The sequence below is a fragment of the Streptomyces endocoffeicus genome, assembly GCF_016741935.1.
Taxonomy (GTDB): Bacteria; Actinomycetota; Actinomycetes; order Streptomycetales; family Streptomycetaceae; genus Streptomyces; species Streptomyces endocoffeicus.
In genome coordinates, this window is the sequence record NZ_JAERRG010000001.1 from 1440184 (window position 1) to 1455421 (window position 15238).

A 15238-nucleotide genomic window follows, 5' to 3' on the forward strand; every position below is an offset into this window, starting at 1 on the left:
GAAGAAGATTCCATCCCTCATCACCGTGTGGATGTGAGACCAGTGACCACTCCCGCTACTTCACGCAAGCGCAGTTCCTCGACCGCCGCGAAGAAGACGGCATCACCGGCGCGCGGCGGCAAGGCGACGGCGAAGTCCCAGACCACGTCGGCCACCTCGAAGCCCTCGGCGGCCAAGAGGCCGACGAAGGCCACCAGGCCGTCGAAGACCACACAGCGGCAGCGGACGGCGAAGGCCGCCAAGGGCCCCATGGAGACATCGCGCAGCGACGGCAGGCGCAGCCTGACCGTCACGGTGCCCACGTTCAACGCCATGGGCCACGCCACGAAGGAGGGGTTCGATACCGTCGGCCACGCCACCAGAGAAACCCTCGACACCGTGGGCCACGCCACGAAGGAGACCTTCGGGACGGTCGGCCACGCCACCACCCGTGCGACCGGTGGTGCGGCGAAGGTCGCGATGAAGCCCATCGAGATGGCCCGCCGGGTGCTGCCCGCCAAGGGCGGACTCCCGCTGTACGTGGGGCTCGGCGCGCTCGGTGCCGTGGAGATCATCGAATGGCCGGTGGCCCTCGGCATCGGGGTCGGTTACGCGGTGCTGCGCAAGGGCGGCATCATGGCCGAGCCGTCCGAGCGGCGCGGCGCGGGCCGCGGCGGGGGTCGCACCTCGGACCGCTCGAGTTCGAGGAGCGCCCGCTCCGGGAGCCGTTCGCGAACGCGTAGATCAGCCAAGGCCGCGGCGTAACGTTTCGACCAGCGGCTTCGCGCCGCATCGATTCCGTCTGCAAAGCGGTCAAAAAACGGGCACAACTCTGTTGGGAACGGGCACCCCACAGTCACTGTAGCGTTGGTATACACCAGGAAGCGGGCCTAACACCCGTCACTGAATTCCCCCTGGGGTCCGGCGCATTGCGTGGCCGCGATGCGCCGACCCTCCGTCACCTGGGGGTTCACCCGAGACGGACTGACCACTCCGTCACGAACCGACCGAAAGCGGTGACTCCTCTTGGCCCTCCCCCACAGCGCTCAGAGTGCCCCTCGAGTGCCCGGACAGGCAGTGTCCGCCGCCTCGCGGCACGCCACCGGAATGGCCACGCTCGCCCCCGACCTCCATGTGGTGGCCGGGGACGAGGACTTCTTCCGGCACTTCGGCGCCTCGTCCGCCGAGTTGTGCGGCCGCAGCCTGTTCGACCTGCTGCACCCCAGCACCCCCTCCGTCCTGCGGGAACACTTCTCACGGCTGCACGACGGGCGGCGCACCCGCTTCACCGAGCGCGTCCTCGGCTACCACTCACGGGGCCAGGTGTTCTCGGGCAAGCTCACCGGCACGGCCATCCAGGGCCGGTCCGACCGACTCGCGGCCATCGTCGTGATGGTCAAACCTGATGACGAACGACCAGAGGAGGAACCGACCCCCACCAGCCAGAAGCTGCTGTCGCCGCTGGAGGCCCGGATACTCGAGGGCGTGGCCACCGGCGCGTCGACCGTACAGATGGCCGCCAAGCTCTATCTCAGCAGACAGGGTGTCGAATACCACGTGGGATCCATGTTGCGGAAGATGAAGGCACCCAACCGGGCGGCCTTGGTCTCGCGCGCCTACGCGGCGGGCATGTTGACCGTCGGCACCTGGCCGGCCCGCGTTCGCCCGGAATTCATCAAGTGACGCACCTCATGTGACGCCACGTCACACCGAACAGGCCCGGGGCGACACCGCCCCGGGCCTGTCGTCCTCGGCGGCCCGGCCGATACGTCATGACTCGCGCGGCCCGGCCAATACGTCACGGGTCCCGCGGCCCGGCCGATACCTCACGGGTCCCGCGTGGCACGCCTCCGTCGCTCAGTAGGCTGAGACGGCCATGCGTTCACTCCCCACCGGATCGCGCACCGCGCGACGACGCCCCCGCCCCGGGCTGCCCCGCGCCCTTCTGCCCGCCGTGGTGGCCGCCTGCGCCGCCGTGACCGCCGCGGGGTGCGCGGCCCAGGCGGGGGTGCGGGACGACGGCTCGGCACCCCCGCTCTCGGCACCGGCCAGCGCGGTTCCACTGTGGCCCCAGTACACCCCCTCGGCCCCGCCCACGCCCCGTCAGAAGAACGACTTCACCCGCTATCTGCCGGTGGACAAGGTCAAGGTGCCCTCGGGCGGACTGGCCCGCCTGTCCGCGAAGAACCTGCTGCTCCACGACCCCAATGTGCCGGCGGTGGTGCAGAAGGAGGTCTCGCTGTGCCCGGACGGCAGCCACTGCCCGCTGCGGGACACCGTCCACCGCGATCTGACCGGTGACGGCCGGGACGAACTGGTGGTGGCGGCCGATCTGCCGGCGTTCGAGCGGACGCTGCTTCAGGTCTACACGGCCTCGGGCCGCACGGTCCGCCCCGTGCTGATCTACTGGGGCCCGCCCGGGCTCACCGGCGAAACCTTCGGCCGCGATCTGCTGATCTCCGCGATCGGCGGGGACGGCCGGGTCACCACCCGCTTCCGCTGGAACGGCAACGTCATGGTGGCCGTGACGCCCGAGGGCAGCACGGCCACCCGGACCCCCGTCCCGGAGGACGGCACGGACATCCGGCCCGTCCCGGATGACGGCGCGGACATCCGGCCCCCGATCCCGGAGGACGGCGGGGCCGCCCGGACCGCCACCCCCGGCGCCCAACCGGAGGCCGTGCCGGGCAGCACCCGCGGAGCGGCGGACACGGGTACCCGTACGAAGACGAGGACGACGCGATGACCACCGCCTTCACCCCGCCCGGCCCCGGCTCCCCGACCGAGGCGCATCTGCTGCTCGTCGAGGACGACGAGGTGATCCGCAATACGGTGCGGATGGCCCTGGAGCGGTACGGCTTCACCGTGTCCACCGCGGGCGACGGCCTCACCGGGCTGGAGATCTTCCGGGAGAGACAGCCCGATCTGCTGCTGCTGGATGTGATGCTGCCCGAGCTGGACGGCATCGGACTGTGCCGCAGGGTCCGCGAGTTCAGCCTGGCGCCGATCCTGATGATGTCCGCGCGCGGTGACTCCCTGGACGTGGTCTCCGGTCTCGAGGCGGGTGCCGACGACTATGTGGTCAAGCCGTGCGAGAGCGCGGTCCTGGTGGCCCGTATCCGCTCGCTGCTGCGCCGCGCCTCCTTCACCCCCGTGGTCCGCGCCCAGCGCGGCGGGGCTCCGGAGGCGGACGGCGCGGCCGGTCCCGACACCCTCGCCTTCGGCGATCTGACCATCGACACCCGCGGCATGGAGGTGCGCCGCGCGGGAGAGCCGCTGGCGCTCACCCCCACCGAACTGCGGATGCTGCTGGAGTTCGCCGGCTCGCCCGGTGTGGTGCTGGAGCGCCGTACGCTGCTCAGCCGGGTCTGGGACCACGCATGGCAGGGCGACACCCGGGTGGTGGACCTCCATGTGCAGCGGCTGCGGGCCAAAATAGGCGCCGAACGGATCGAGACGGTCCGCGGCTTCGGCTACAAGCTGCGGCGCTGACGATGACGCTGAGATGGCGGATCGTCGCCCTGGTGGCGGCGGCGACCTGTGCCGCCGCGGCCGCGGTGGGCGTCCTGGTGCACCACGCCTCGCGCGACCGCGAACTGTCCCAGGCACGCGACGGGGCCAGGACCACGCTCGACCGCGCCGCGGCCATCTACGCCCGCACCGGCGCCATCCAGGGCTCCGGCGCGGTGCTGGACGCGCCCGGGCTCCCCGGGGATCTGCGGCGCCTGGTGGAAAAGGGCCATCAGGGCACCGAGTTCACCACCGGCCCGGACGGACCCGAGATGTGGGCGGCCCGGCCCGCCGATGACCAAGTCCTGTCCGTACGCCTCGACATGAGCACCGCGATGCGCGACATCGGCGCGCTGGACACCAACATCATCCTGGCCGGACTGATGACCACGGCCGTGGTGCTGCCGCTGGGCGTGCTGACCGCCGAGCGGATGAGCCGGCGGCTGCGGCTGGCGGCGGCCACCGCGCGGCGGATCGCGGCCGGGGACCTGGACGCCCGGATCTCCCCCGCCACCCGCCCGCACGACGAGATCGCCGAGATCTCCGGGGCCGTGGACTCGATGGCCGCCGCGCTGCAGGAGCGGCTGCTCGACGAGCAGCGGTTCACCGCCGACGTGGCGCATGAGCTGCGCACTCCGCTGATGGGTCTGGTCACCGCCGCCGAGCTGCTCCCGCCGGGCGAGGCGGCCGGGTATGTGCGCGACCGGGTGCGGGTGCTGAGCACGCTGGTCGAGGAGTTGCTGGAGATCTCCCGGCTGGACGCGGGGGCGGAGGAGGCCGATCTGTCCCCCTGCCCCCTGGGGCCGGTGCTCGAGGAGGCCATCGCGGGCACCGGGCTGTCGGCGCGGCTGCGGACCGGCACGGCGGAGGACACCGGGCAGCGGGACCGCGAGGACATCGGGCAGCAGGACCGCGAGGGCATCGGGCAGCAGGACGTCACGGACGGCCCGAAGGTGTGGACGGACCCCCGCAGGCTGACCCGTATCGTCACCAATCTGGTGGTCAACGCCCATCGCCACGGCCGCGAACCGGTCGAGGTGACGGTGGCGGCGGACGGCCGGACCGTGACGGTCCGCGACCACGGCACCGGCTTTCCGGACGATCTGCTGGAGAAGGGCCCGCAGCGGTTCCGCACCGGGGTCCGGGAGCGCGGCCGGGGCCATGGCCTCGGGCTGACCATCGCCGTCGGCCAGGCTCAAGTCATCGGCGCCACGCTGGAGTTCGGCAACGCACCGGACGGCGGCGCGGTCGCCACGCTGCGCCTGCCCGAGCGCCCCGAGCAGTCCGAACGGCCGGAGCCCGGACCGATACACGGCTGATACATCGTCGAGCGGAAGTCGAGACCCGGCCGAGTCCCCGCCGAGACCGTCCGTAGCGGTTCCGAAGATCTTCGCTGAGGAGGATGGCGCCGACCCGCGCGAAACCTCGCGGCCGGGATCGACGGAGGAGCAATCGGCATGGCAGGTCCCCTGACGGCACTACGCGTACGGTTCACACCGGACTCGGAGCAGACGCCGCGGGACACCAGACCCCCGGGCCGGCGGCGCGGAGCGAGAGGACGCGGCAAGCGGAAGCGGACCGGCTTCCGGCGGTTCTTCACCTGGCGGAAGCTGCTCGCCTATGTGGCCGCCCTGTGCGCGCTGCTGATCGGGGCGTTCACGGTGCTCTACTACTCGATCGACATCCCCAGGGCCAACGCCCAGGCGAAGGCGCAGAGCAACGTCTACAAGTTCAGCGACGGCACGATCCTCGCCCGCACCGGCGAGATCAACCGCGAGATGGTCACCCTCGACCGGGTGCCCACCGGTGTGCAGCACGCGTTCGTGGCGGCCGAGAACAAGTCCTTCTACAAGGACTCCGGCGTGGACCCGACGGGCATCCTGCGGGGGCTGGTCAACACCGCGACGGGCAAGGGCACTCAGGGCGGCTCGACCATCACCCAGCAGTACGTCAAGAACTACTACCTGAGCCAGGAGCAGACCGCCAGCCGCAAGATCAAGGAGCTGGTGATCTCGCTCAAGGTCGACCAGCGCAACTCCAAGGAGGACATCCTCGCGGGGTATCTGAACACCAGCTACTTCGGCCGCGTCGCCTACGGCGTCCAGGCCGCCGCCCGCGCGTACTACGACAAGGACGTGGACGACCTCACCGTCGAGGAGGGCGCGTACCTCGCGGCGCTGGTGCAGGCCCCCAGCCAGTACGACTGGGCCGTCGCGAGCCCCAAGGCGAAGCGCCTGGTCACCCGGCGCTGGAACTACGTGCTGGACAACATGGTGGACATGCACTGGCTGGACCCCGCGGAGCGGAAGCGGATGCGCTTCCCCCAGCCGGTGGCCCCCGAGCCCGCCCCCGGTCTCGGCGGCCAGGCCGGGTATCTCGTGGACGCGGCCCGCAATGAGCTGATCGCCTCGGGCGTCAGCGAACAGGAGCTCGCCGCGGGCGGCTGGACCATCACCCTCAACGTCGATCCGGCCAAACAGCGGGCGCTGGAGAAGACGATGCACCAGGGCCTCGACGGCTCCGCCAAGGGCAAGCGGGCCCGCTCGGACGCGGCCGCCACCCAGGGCGGCGCGGTCTCGGTGGACCCGAGGAACGGGCGGATCGTCGCGCTCTACGGCGGCCGGGACTACACCCGGCACTATCTGTCCAACGCGACCCGCGGCGACTACCAGGTGGGCCCCGTCTTCGAACCGGTCACCGTCGCCTCGTCCCTGGACGCCAAGATGCGGGACGGGGCCACCGCCGGCGGACTGCCGGAGGTCAAGCGCACCGCCGGGGCCCTGGGCATGGACACCGACGGCGACGGCTTCGGCACCAAGGAGTCGGTCGGACTGGGGCTGATGGGCTCGAGCCCGCTGAGGATGGCCGGTGTCTACGCCTCGTTCGACCATCAGGGCAAGCGGGTCACCCCGAGCATCGTGAAGTCCGCCCGGCGCGGCGACGAGACGGCCGGGCCGCCGAAGGCGGTGGGCGACCGGGCGATCGCCCCCGCGGCCGCCCAGCTGATCACCCGGAGTCTCATCGAGGACGGCGGAGCGACCGCGGTACGCGCCATCAGACGGCCCTCGGCGGGCAAGGGCGGGGTCTCCGACGACAAGAGGGCCGCCTGGTACGTCGGTTACACCCCGGACCTGGTCACCGCGGTCGCCCTCTTCGGCGAGGACGCCGAGAAGCGGAAGCAGATCCCCTTGAAGAACGCCCGTGTCCAGCGGGTCGCCGAGCTCTGGAGCCACTACACCGACCAGGCGCTGGGCGACGCGCCCCCGGCCTGGTTCGACCTCGGCCCGGGGTCGGGGACGGTTCCGGTCCCGGCCGAGACGGGGCCTGCCGAGACGGGGCCGGCCAAGACGGGGCCTATCGCACGGTGAGGGCGGCGGCGAGGCCGGCGGCGAGGGCCGCGGCCCCGAGGAGGCAGACCAGCAGCAGCCGGCGGCGCAGCGTCCGGTAGACCTCCTGGTACTCCGCCCGCAGTTCCTCGCAGCGCCGCACCACCGTGCGCAGGGTCTGCTCGGTGACGGCCAGCTGGTCCTGGAGGTAGACCCGCTCGACCTCCGCCCGCTGGGCGGAGGTCAGCCAGTCGAGCCGCCCGGTGAGGCGGCGGGCCCGTTCCCGGGCCGCGTCCCGCTCGCCCCGCAGCAGCAGATAGCCCTCGATCTGGTTGATTCCGGCGGCGATACCGGGGGGCTCGGCGGCTCTGGCCATAGTCACGCCACACTCTCCTTCTGGCCGACATCGGGATGGTGCAGATCGAACGCGGGGGATTCGGAACGGATCTTCGGCAGGCTGACGAAGTTATGGCGCGGCGGCGGGCAGGAGGTCGCCCATTCCAGCGAACGTCCATAGCCCCAGGGATCGTCGGTGACGACCTTCTCGCCGTACTTGGCAGTCTTCCAGACGTTGTAGAGGAACGGCAGGAACGACAGGCCGAGGACGAAGGAACTGATGGTCGAGATGGTGTTCAGGGTGGTGAAGCCGTCGGCCGCCAGGTAGTCCGGAATTCTGCGCAGCATTCCCTCGGCGCCCAGCCAGTGCTGCACCAGGAACGTACCGTGGAAGCCGAGGAAGAGGGTCCAGAAGGTGATCTTTCCCAGCCGTTCGTCGAGCATCTTGCCGGTGAACTTGGGCCACCAGAAGTGGAATCCGGCGAACATGGCGAAGACCACGGTGCCGAAGATGACGTAGTGGAAGTGGGCCACCACGAAGTAGGTGTCCGAGACATGGAAGTCCATCGGCGGCGAGGCCAGGATCACGCCGGTCAGACCGCCGAAGACGAAGGTGATGAGGAATCCGACCGCCCAGAGCATCGGGGTCTCGAAGCTCAGCGACCCCTTCCACATCGTGCCGATCCAGTTGAAGAACTTGATACCGGTGGGCACGGCGATCAGGAACGTCATGAAGGAGAAGAACGGCAGCAGCACGCCGCCGGTGACATACATGTGGTGCGCCCAGACGGTGACCGAAAGGCCCGCGATGGAAATCGTCGCCGCGATGAGCGAGATATAGCCGAACATCGGCTTCCGGGAGAACACCGGAATGACCTCGGAGATGATGCCGAAGAACGGCAGCGCGATGATATAGACCTCCGGATGGCCGAAGAACCAGAAGAGATGCTGCCAGAGCAGCGCCCCGCCATTGGCCGCGTCGAAGACCTGCGCCCCGAATTGGCGGTCCGCCTCCAGGGCGAACAGCGCCGCCGCGAGCACCGGAAAGGCCAGCAGCACCAGCACACCGGTCAGCAGCACATTCCAGGTGAAGATGGGCATGCGGAACATCGTCATGCCCGGGGCGCGCATGCAGATGATCGTGGTGATGAAGTTGACCGAGCCGAGGATGGTGCCGAACCCGGAGAGGGCAAGACCCATGATCCACATGTCCGCGCCGACACCCGGTGAGCGCACCGCGTCCGACAGCGGGGAGTAGGCGAACCAGCCGAAGTCGGCCGCGCCCTGCGGGGTCAGGAACCCGCCCACCGCGATCAGCGAACCGAAGAGATACAGCCAGTACGCCAGCATGTTCAGCCGCGGGAACGCCACATCGGGCGCGCCGATCTGCAGCGGCATGATCCAGTTGGCGAACCCCGCGAACAGCGGGGTGGCGAACATCAGCAGCATGATCGTGCCATGCATGGTGAACGCCTGGTTGAACTGCTCGTTCGACATGATCTGCGTACCCGGACGGGCCAGTTCGGCGCGCATCAGCAGCGCCATCACCCCGCCGATGCAGAAGAAGGCGAACGAGGTGATCAGGTAGAGCGTGCCGATCGTCTTGTGATCGGTGGTGGTCAGCCATTTCACGGCCGTGGCCCCCGGCCCGGGGCGGCGCGACGGCGGGGCGGCCGGCGCCGCCGCGACAACGGTGTTGTTCCTCATGACCGCTAGGTGTCCGGCACCCCGTGGATCATCACTCCGACGGCCGGTCAGGATGGCCCGCCGCCAGGTGTGATGATCTGCGGTGTGCCGGACACCTTCGGATCATGAGCACCGACGACGCCTTCGACGCCGCCTACCGTGAGCATTACTGGGCGGTCAGCCGTTTTGTGGCACGGCGGCTGGACGATCAGGCATGGGACGTCGAGGAAGTGGTCGCCGAGGTCTTCGCGGTGGCCTGGCGGCGCCGGGCCGAACTGCCCGGGTCGCCGCTGCCGTGGCTCTACGGGGTGGCCCGGCACTGTCTGGCCAACACCGTGCGTGGCAAAGGCCGTTACCGCCGACTGCTGCTCAGACTGGGCCACCACGAGGTGACGCGCGGCGGGCGCACCGTGGCGAGTCCGGACGCGGAGCGGCCGGGCTCCTGGGTGCTGGAGGCGCTGTCCCGGCTCGCCGAGGCCGACCAGGAGGTGCTGCGGCTGACGGCGTGGGAGGAGCTGACCGTCGAGGAGCTCGGCACCGTGCTGGGGTGCGGCCGGTCCGCCGCGGCGATGCGGCTGCACCGGGCGCGGCGGCGGCTGCGGGAGCAGATAGAGACCCTGCGCCGGGACGACCGGATTTCGCCGGGGTGCACGAGCGGCAAGGGCGACAGGGCCCAGAGGGCTGACAGGGCCGACAAGGATGGACACGCATGACCGACGAACTGGATCTGCTCCGCGAGGCCAACCCCGTGTCCGCCGACACCGGCCCCTGGCGGGACCGGCCGCTGGACGCGCGGGCCGAGCTGCTGCTGCGGCGGCTGCCGTCCCGGGACCGGCGGCGCCGCACCGTACGGCGGCGCGCGGTCTGGAGCCTGGGGGCCGCGGCGGCCGCGACGGTCGTCGCTCTGGCGCTGACCGTCTCGGGCACCGGCTCCTCCCCCGCCGTGGCCGCGCCCAGACCACTGCCGCTGGTGGCGCATGCCTCCCGGGCGGACGTATCGCTCGCCGAGATCGTCCGGCGGGCGCGGGCGGCGGCCGAGGAGTCCCCGGGGAAGAGCGAGCGGGGCAGCCATTTCCAGAGCTGGGCGCTGAGCATGAAGTCGGGCGAGGACGCGGTGACGCTGCCCCGGGAGTCGCTGACCCGCTGGAACGCGGACGGCAGCGGTTCCACGCTGGAGGTGGCCACCGATCCGCGCCATCCGGACCGCCCGGTGATCGAGGACGGTCCCCCGCCGCGTACGGTCCACGACGGCAAGGTGCTGAGCGAGGAGCACTATCCGCCCGGTATCGACGGCGCCAACCAGAGCTACTTCGAGGACCCCCCGGCCGGTGCCGCCGCGCTGCGCGAGTATCTCGCCGTCTGGTCCCCGGGCGCGGACCGCGACCCGGCGGAGCTGCTCTCGGCCATCGGGTCCTTCCGCACGGTGTGGATCCCGGGACCGCGCCAGACGGCGGACATCGTCACCCTGCTCTCCGGGCTCAAGGGGCTTCGCCCGGCGGGCGAGGTCACCGACCGGCTCGGCCGGGAGGGGCAGGGATTCCGGTTCACCGGCACCCCCGAGAGCCGTTACCTGATCGTCCTCGACCCGGACGACGGCAGGGTGCTGGACATCGAGGAGACGTTCACCCGGGACGATCCCGAGTACCGGGTGAAGGCGGGCGATGTGATGTCCTACACGGCCTACATCTCCTGACCACCGGCCACGCCGGGAGAGGCGGGCGGGACGCGGGTGGCGCGGGCGGAGTACGGGGGCGCTGTCGAGGCACGGGGCACGGGGCACGGGGGCGGAGTAGCGGGTGGCCCGGTCGGCCGTCAGACGTCCTCCCGCTGGCAGTGGGGGCACCACAGGCTGGTCCGCCCCGCGATCCGGCCGCGGCGCAGCGGATCGCCGCAGCGGGGGCAGTGCGGATCCGGGTCGTCACGCCGCCCGGTGAGCCAGTCCGGGTCGTCCGGTACCCGCCCCGCCCGCACCGAGGCGCGCAGCACCTCGCGCAGCGCGCTGTGGAGCCGATCGCGCTCGCCGTCGGTCAGCGCGTTCACCGGCCGCCGCGGATGGATCCGGGAGTGCCACAGGATCTCGTCGCCGAGCAGATTGCCGAGTCCGGCGATCACGGCCTGGTCGGTCAGGGTGGCCTTGACGCGTCCGCGCCGCCCCTCCAGCAGCCGGTCCAGATCGGCCCGGCCCAGCGAGAGCGCGTCCGGGCCCTGATCGCCGATGATCCGGTCGATGTCGCCGTCGGTGGCGGCGAGCCAGATGCCCTGGAGTTTGCGCTGGTCCTCGTAGCCGAGGCGGTGGCCGTCGTCGAGGTCGAAGGCGACGCGCTGGAACCGGCCGGCCGGTTCGGAGTCCGCCCCGCAGACCAGCCGCCCGGTCATGCCGAAGTGGAGCACGACCGTGGGCCCGTCGGTGGGGGCGATCAGCCACTTGCCGTGGCGGCGCGGTGCCGCGAAGCGGCGGCCCTCGATGTCGCGCTTCAGCCGCTGCGCGGTCACCCCGTGCAGCACCCCCGGATCGGCCACCTCCGCCCGCTCGACGCGGTGGCCCTGGGCGCAGGAGGCGAGCGTCCGCCGGAACCCCTCGACGTCCGGAAGCTCGGGCATAGCGTCAGGCTACGCCCGGGGCTTCCGTCGCGTTGTGGAAAACACCCCCGTTCGGGGGTCTTCATCGGATAAAGTACCGAATTATGCGATTCATGCGTGCCGCCCCGGGGGTGAGCGGTCGCAGCCAGACGTTGTTCGCGATCACTCGGTGTCTGCCGTTCCTGGTCCTCGCGGCGGTACTCGGCATCGAGCTCTCCCCCGCGCACACCCTCTACACCGGCCCTCTGCTCTCCCCGGCTCCGGCGCTGGCGGCGGTGACCATGGGGCCGGTCGGCACCGTCGGGGTGGCGGTGCTGGCGGGCTTGGTCAGCGCGATCACCGCCATCCACAACGACGCCTGGGGCACCCCGCAGCTGTACACGAATCTGCTGGCCCTGCTGGTGGTGGCGGTGGCGAGCGTGGTGACCAGCGCGGTGCGGGCGCGCCGGGACCGCGAGCTGGCCCATATCCGCCGGATCGCCGAGGTGTCCCAGAACGTGGTGCTGCGGCCGCTGCCGGCCCGGATGGGCGTGGTGAACACCGCCAGCGTCTATCTGGCGGCCGAGCGCGGTGCGCAGATCGGCGGGGACCTCTACGAGGCGATGTGCACCCGCTACGGAGTGCGGCTGATCGTCGGCGATGTGCGGGGAAAGGGGCTGGCCGCGGTGCGGTCCGCCGCGGCCGTCGTGGGTGCCTTCCGGGAGGCGGTGCACTACGAGCGGGACCTCGCCGAGGTGATGCGCCGCTGTGCGGCCGCGCTGGCGCGCGAGTACGAGCTGCTGGACCGCTCCCAGCTGCAGGATCCGCAGGAGCTCGAGGAGCAGTTCGTCACCGTGCTCCTCGCCCAGGTGACGGACGATTCGCTGGTCCAGCTGATCAACCGGGGCCATCCACCGCCCCTGGTGATGCGCGAGCGCGAGGTGCGCTCCCTGGACCCGGCGCGCCCGCTGCCGCCACTCGGACTCGAGGAGTTCCTCGGCCCTCCCGCGATAGGCGTCGAGACCTTTCCGTTCCTGTCCGGTGACCGGCTGTTGCTGCACACCGACGGGGTGCTCGAGGCCCGTAACAACGACAACGAGTTCTTTCCGCTGCACCGGACCATGGAGACGCTGGACGGCGCCACCCCGTCCGAGTACCTGGACGGGCTGCGCCACGCCCTGGTCCGGCACGCCGAGGGACGGCTGGCGGACGACGCGGCCATGGTCCTCATCGAGCGGGACACCGGCGGCCCGGACCGGCGGTTCCGCTGAGCCGGTCGCGCCGTCTCCGAGCCGATCGCGCCGTCTCCGAACCGGTAGCGCCATCTCCGAGCCGATCGCGCCAGGGCGCCGTACATCCGCCGTACCGTCGGCCGGTGTTGGCGACTCCGGCATGGGTTGACGCCCTCGCGGAGCGCGACGACACTGTCAGGGACGGTCACGATTGTCAGCGCCCACCGTGCGGAACCCCCGCTCAGGTGGGTCATCGGCCCCGGCTCGTTGACAGGCAACCCTTCTCCCGCGACGGGGTGCCCCCGGGTGACGACCAGGTTCCGTCGGCGTGGACGGGACAAGCGCGGTCTCGCTGCCTCGCGAGCCCCCGATGATGGGATCGGTGGAGATGCCCAGGACCGACAGCCACGGGGACGGCGCCCGTCGGCGTCCCCGGCCGTTGTCCCCGCTCCGCCGGCTCCGCCTCCTGACCAGACGGCTGCACATCGATCTGCTGCGCATCTGCAGCGCCTCCAGTCCAGCTCTCTGAGTCGGCGCGAGCCGACACGGTCACCGAGCGCGGTCCCGCGCGCCGGGGGTCGGGTGTGTCCCGGCACCGTCCCGGCGGGCGCCCCGCGCGGGCTTCCCTTCCGTCGCCCCATCGGCGCCGCCCTCAACCGGCGGTGGCCGGGGCTTCCGTCACTGCCTTGGAGAGCCATGTCCGAGACGTTTCCGGTCAGTTCAGGTCCTGCCGCTCTTCTCGACCCCGACCCCTGCTCGCCCCGCCCCCGGATCGCCCCGCCCGCGCCACCGCACCGCTTCCGCAGCCGCATCGGCGTCGACCTCGCCGGTGGCTTCTACCCGGTGCCGCACCGCTATCGGCTCTACCTCTCCGCGAGCTGTCCGCTCTCCCTGCGCGTCTCCATCACCCTCGATCTGCTCGGGCTGCGGGACACCGTGGCCACCACCCTCGTCGGGCTCCCGGACGACACCCCCGAGGCGTACGCCGCACTGCGCGGGGCCTACGAGGCCACCTGGCACCGCTACAGCGGACCGGTGGACGCGCCCGCGCTGTGCGACCGCTGGACCGGACGTGTCGTCAGCAATCACACGCCCGACATCCTGCGCGACCTCGCCGGCCATCTGAGCGACGACAGCGGGACCGGACGCCCCCGGCTGCGCCCGGCGGCCCTCGCCACGGACATCGACGCCCTCCGGGACCTCCTCGACGCGGACATCACCCACGCCGCCCGGCAGGCCGGGACGGCGGCCGAGGCGGAGTGCCGGGACGCGGCGCTGGAGCGGCTGCTGACCGCCCTCGGGCGGCTCGACCGCGGGCTGACGGCCGCGCCGTACGCCCTGGGCGAGGAGCTGACCGCCGCCGATGTGGACCTGTGGGTGGCCCTGGTCCAGCTGGACACCGAGCACCGGCTCCGCCTGGACACCGACGCGGCCGACCGGGTCTCCCGCCATGGGCAGCTGCGCGCCTATGTCCGACGGCTGCACGCCCACCCGGCCTTCCACACCACGCTTCCGGAGGCCCTCCAGGACGAGGTGTCCTGAGAGGGCACCGAAGTGTCCCGAGAGAACGTCGAGGTGCCCCGAGAGGGCGTCATGGTGCGCCGTCAGGCGGCCGATCGGGGCCAGTCGTCCAGGCTCTGGAGGTGGCGCACCGCCTCTTCCAGCGCCCCCATCCCGAGGTCGATCAGCGGGTTCCGCCGGCTGCCCCGGCGCACGCAGGCGAGGATCCGCCGGGTCGGAATGTGCTCGCCCGCCACCGGCACCCGTGCCACCGCCTGGCCCGCCGGGCCCTCGGCCAGCCGCGGGATCAGCGAGACGCCCAGCCCGTTCCCGACCAGCGACCAGACCGCCGACCAGTGGGTGGCGGCGTGCACGATCCGCGGCGAGAACCCGGCCGCCGCGCACAGCATCCGCACCCGCTGGGCGTGGTCGCAGGTGCCCGGGTCGGCGACGATCCAGTCCTCGGCCGCCGCGTCCTCCAGCCGCACCGACGCCGCCCCCGCCAGCCGGTGGTCGGCGGGCACCAGCATGATGTGCGGCTCCTCCAGCAGGGGGCTCTGCTCGAACCGCGCGTCATCCGGCGGCGGCCCGCCCTCGATGGGTTCCACGACCGCGAGATCCACCTCGCCCGCCACCAGCAGGTCCATGCTCTCCTCGGTGTCGCACTCGCGCACCCGCACCAGCAGGTCGGGGTGGCTGTGCCGCAGCCGCCCGGCCGCGGGGGCGATCAGGCCGCTGATCGCGGTGGTGAAGCCCGCGATGCGCAGCGGTCCGGTCATGCCCGCGCGGTAGGACTCCAACTCCGCCCGCGCCTCCTCCCACCGGGCCAGCAGCGCGTCGGCGTGCTCGATGAGCAGATGCCCGGCCGGGGTCAGCCGGACGCCGCGGCCGTGCGGCTCCAGGAGCGGGACCTTGAGTTCGCGCGCGAGCTCGCGCATGTGGTGGGAGACCGCGGACGGGGTGAGGTGCAGGGCCTCGGCGGCCGCGGTGACCGTGCCCTGCTGGCGCACCACCCGGAGCATATGAAGCCGGCGCAGGTCAATCATGAAATCATTTTGCACATACGACCCGGAAAACGTGCAATGGACCTCAACGGTCGTCCGGCGTCAT

At 71.6% G+C, this 15238-nt stretch carries 15 protein-coding genes and 1 riboswitch; of the genes, 10 read left to right on the forward strand and 5 right to left on the reverse strand.

Annotated features, from left to right (window positions below; translation table 11 throughout):
* Positions 1-20 precede the first annotated feature (20 nt).
* The gene (locus JK364_RS05390; protein ID WP_201847972.1) at positions 21-314 is read right to left on the reverse strand and encodes a hypothetical protein; all 294 of its coding nucleotides are present in this window, start codon (positions 312-314) and stop codon (positions 21-23) included.
* On the opposite strand from JK364_RS05390, the gene JK364_RS05395 reads away from it, so the two are divergent.
* The 6 genes from JK364_RS05395 (at position 313) to JK364_RS05420 (ending at position 6857) form a co-directional block, all read left to right on the forward strand.
* The gene (locus JK364_RS05395) at positions 313-744 is read left to right on the forward strand and encodes a hypothetical protein (RefSeq protein ID WP_201847974.1); all 432 of its coding nucleotides are present in this window, start codon (positions 313-315) and stop codon (positions 742-744) included. The two genes, JK364_RS05390 and JK364_RS05395, sit on opposite strands and share 2 nt — an antisense overlap.
* A gap of 297 nt (positions 745-1041) precedes the next feature.
* Positions 1042-1662, forward strand: coding sequence for a LuxR C-terminal-related transcriptional regulator (locus JK364_RS05400; protein WP_307841161.1), 621 nt, complete (start codon positions 1042-1044; stop codon positions 1660-1662).
* 193 nt (positions 1663-1855) lie between these two features.
* The gene (locus JK364_RS05405; RefSeq protein WP_201847976.1) at positions 1856-2725 is read left to right on the forward strand and encodes a hypothetical protein; all 870 of its coding nucleotides are present in this window, start codon (positions 1856-1858) and stop codon (positions 2723-2725) included.
* Positions 2722-3471 (forward strand): two-component system response regulator CseB, encoded by a 750-nt coding sequence (gene cseB, locus JK364_RS05410; RefSeq protein ID WP_201847978.1) that lies wholly within the window; start codon positions 2722-2724, stop codon positions 3469-3471. The genes JK364_RS05405 and cseB overlap by 4 nt, the downstream gene beginning before the upstream one ends.
* 2 nt (positions 3472-3473) lie before the next feature.
* The gene (locus tag JK364_RS05415; RefSeq protein ID WP_201847980.1) at positions 3474-4808 is read left to right on the forward strand and encodes a sensor histidine kinase; all 1335 of its coding nucleotides are present in this window, start codon (positions 3474-3476) and stop codon (positions 4806-4808) included.
* A gap of 138 nt (positions 4809-4946) precedes the next feature.
* Positions 4947-6857, forward strand: coding sequence for a transglycosylase domain-containing protein (locus JK364_RS05420; RefSeq protein ID WP_201847982.1), 1911 nt, complete (start codon positions 4947-4949; stop codon positions 6855-6857).
* Here JK364_RS05420 and JK364_RS05425 read toward each other — a convergent pair.
* Both JK364_RS05425 and ctaD read right to left on the reverse strand, forming a co-directional pair.
* Positions 6844-7191 carry a hypothetical protein gene (locus tag JK364_RS05425; RefSeq protein WP_230991529.1) on the reverse strand — a complete coding sequence of 116 codons (348 nt, stop codon included), beginning with the start codon at positions 7189-7191 and terminating at the stop codon, positions 6844-6846. The genes JK364_RS05420 and JK364_RS05425 overlap by 14 nt on opposite strands.
* 2 nt (positions 7192-7193) lie before the next feature.
* Positions 7194-8858, reverse strand: a complete 1665-nt coding sequence (gene ctaD, locus JK364_RS05430) for an aa3-type cytochrome oxidase subunit I (RefSeq protein WP_201847986.1) — start codon at positions 8856-8858, stop codon at positions 7194-7196.
* A 104-nt stretch (positions 8859-8962) separates the two neighbouring features.
* On the opposite strand from ctaD, the gene JK364_RS05435 reads away from it, so the two are divergent.
* Together JK364_RS05435 and JK364_RS05440 are read left to right on the forward strand one after the other, a co-directional pair.
* Positions 8963-9550, forward strand: a complete 588-nt coding sequence (locus tag JK364_RS05435) for an RNA polymerase sigma factor (RefSeq protein ID WP_201847988.1) — start codon at positions 8963-8965, stop codon at positions 9548-9550.
* The gene (locus tag JK364_RS05440) at positions 9547-10530 is read left to right on the forward strand and encodes a CU044_5270 family protein (RefSeq protein ID WP_201847991.1); all 984 of its coding nucleotides are present in this window, start codon (positions 9547-9549) and stop codon (positions 10528-10530) included. The genes JK364_RS05435 and JK364_RS05440 overlap by 4 nt, the downstream gene beginning before the upstream one ends.
* A 119-nt stretch (positions 10531-10649) precedes the next feature.
* On the opposite strand, the gene JK364_RS05445 is transcribed toward JK364_RS05440, so the two are convergent.
* A complete protein-coding gene (locus JK364_RS05445) occupies positions 10650-11438 on the reverse strand; it encodes an Fpg/Nei family DNA glycosylase (protein WP_201847992.1) in 789 nt (262 codons plus the stop codon).
* 83 nt (positions 11439-11521) lie between these two features.
* Here JK364_RS05445 and JK364_RS05450 point away from each other — a divergent pair, with 83 nt between their 5' ends.
* Positions 11522-12667: a PP2C family protein-serine/threonine phosphatase gene (locus JK364_RS05450; RefSeq protein ID WP_201847994.1), complete on the forward strand. Its 1146-nt coding sequence runs from the start codon at positions 11522-11524 to the stop codon at positions 12665-12667.
* A 164-nt stretch (positions 12668-12831) separates the two neighbouring features.
* A riboswitch (SAM riboswitch) is annotated at positions 12832-12978 on the forward strand.
* A gap of 346 nt (positions 12979-13324) precedes the next feature.
* Complete coding sequence (locus JK364_RS05455; RefSeq protein WP_201847996.1) at positions 13325-14170, forward strand: glutathione S-transferase C-terminal domain-containing protein; 846 nt, start codon at positions 13325-13327, stop codon at positions 14168-14170.
* A gap of 62 nt (positions 14171-14232) precedes the next feature.
* Here the strand turns inward: JK364_RS05455 and JK364_RS05460 are convergent, their stop codons facing one another.
* Positions 14233-15174, reverse strand: coding sequence for a LysR family transcriptional regulator (locus JK364_RS05460; protein WP_230991312.1), 942 nt, complete (start codon positions 15172-15174; stop codon positions 14233-14235).
* Positions 15175-15238: the final 64 nt, after the last annotated feature.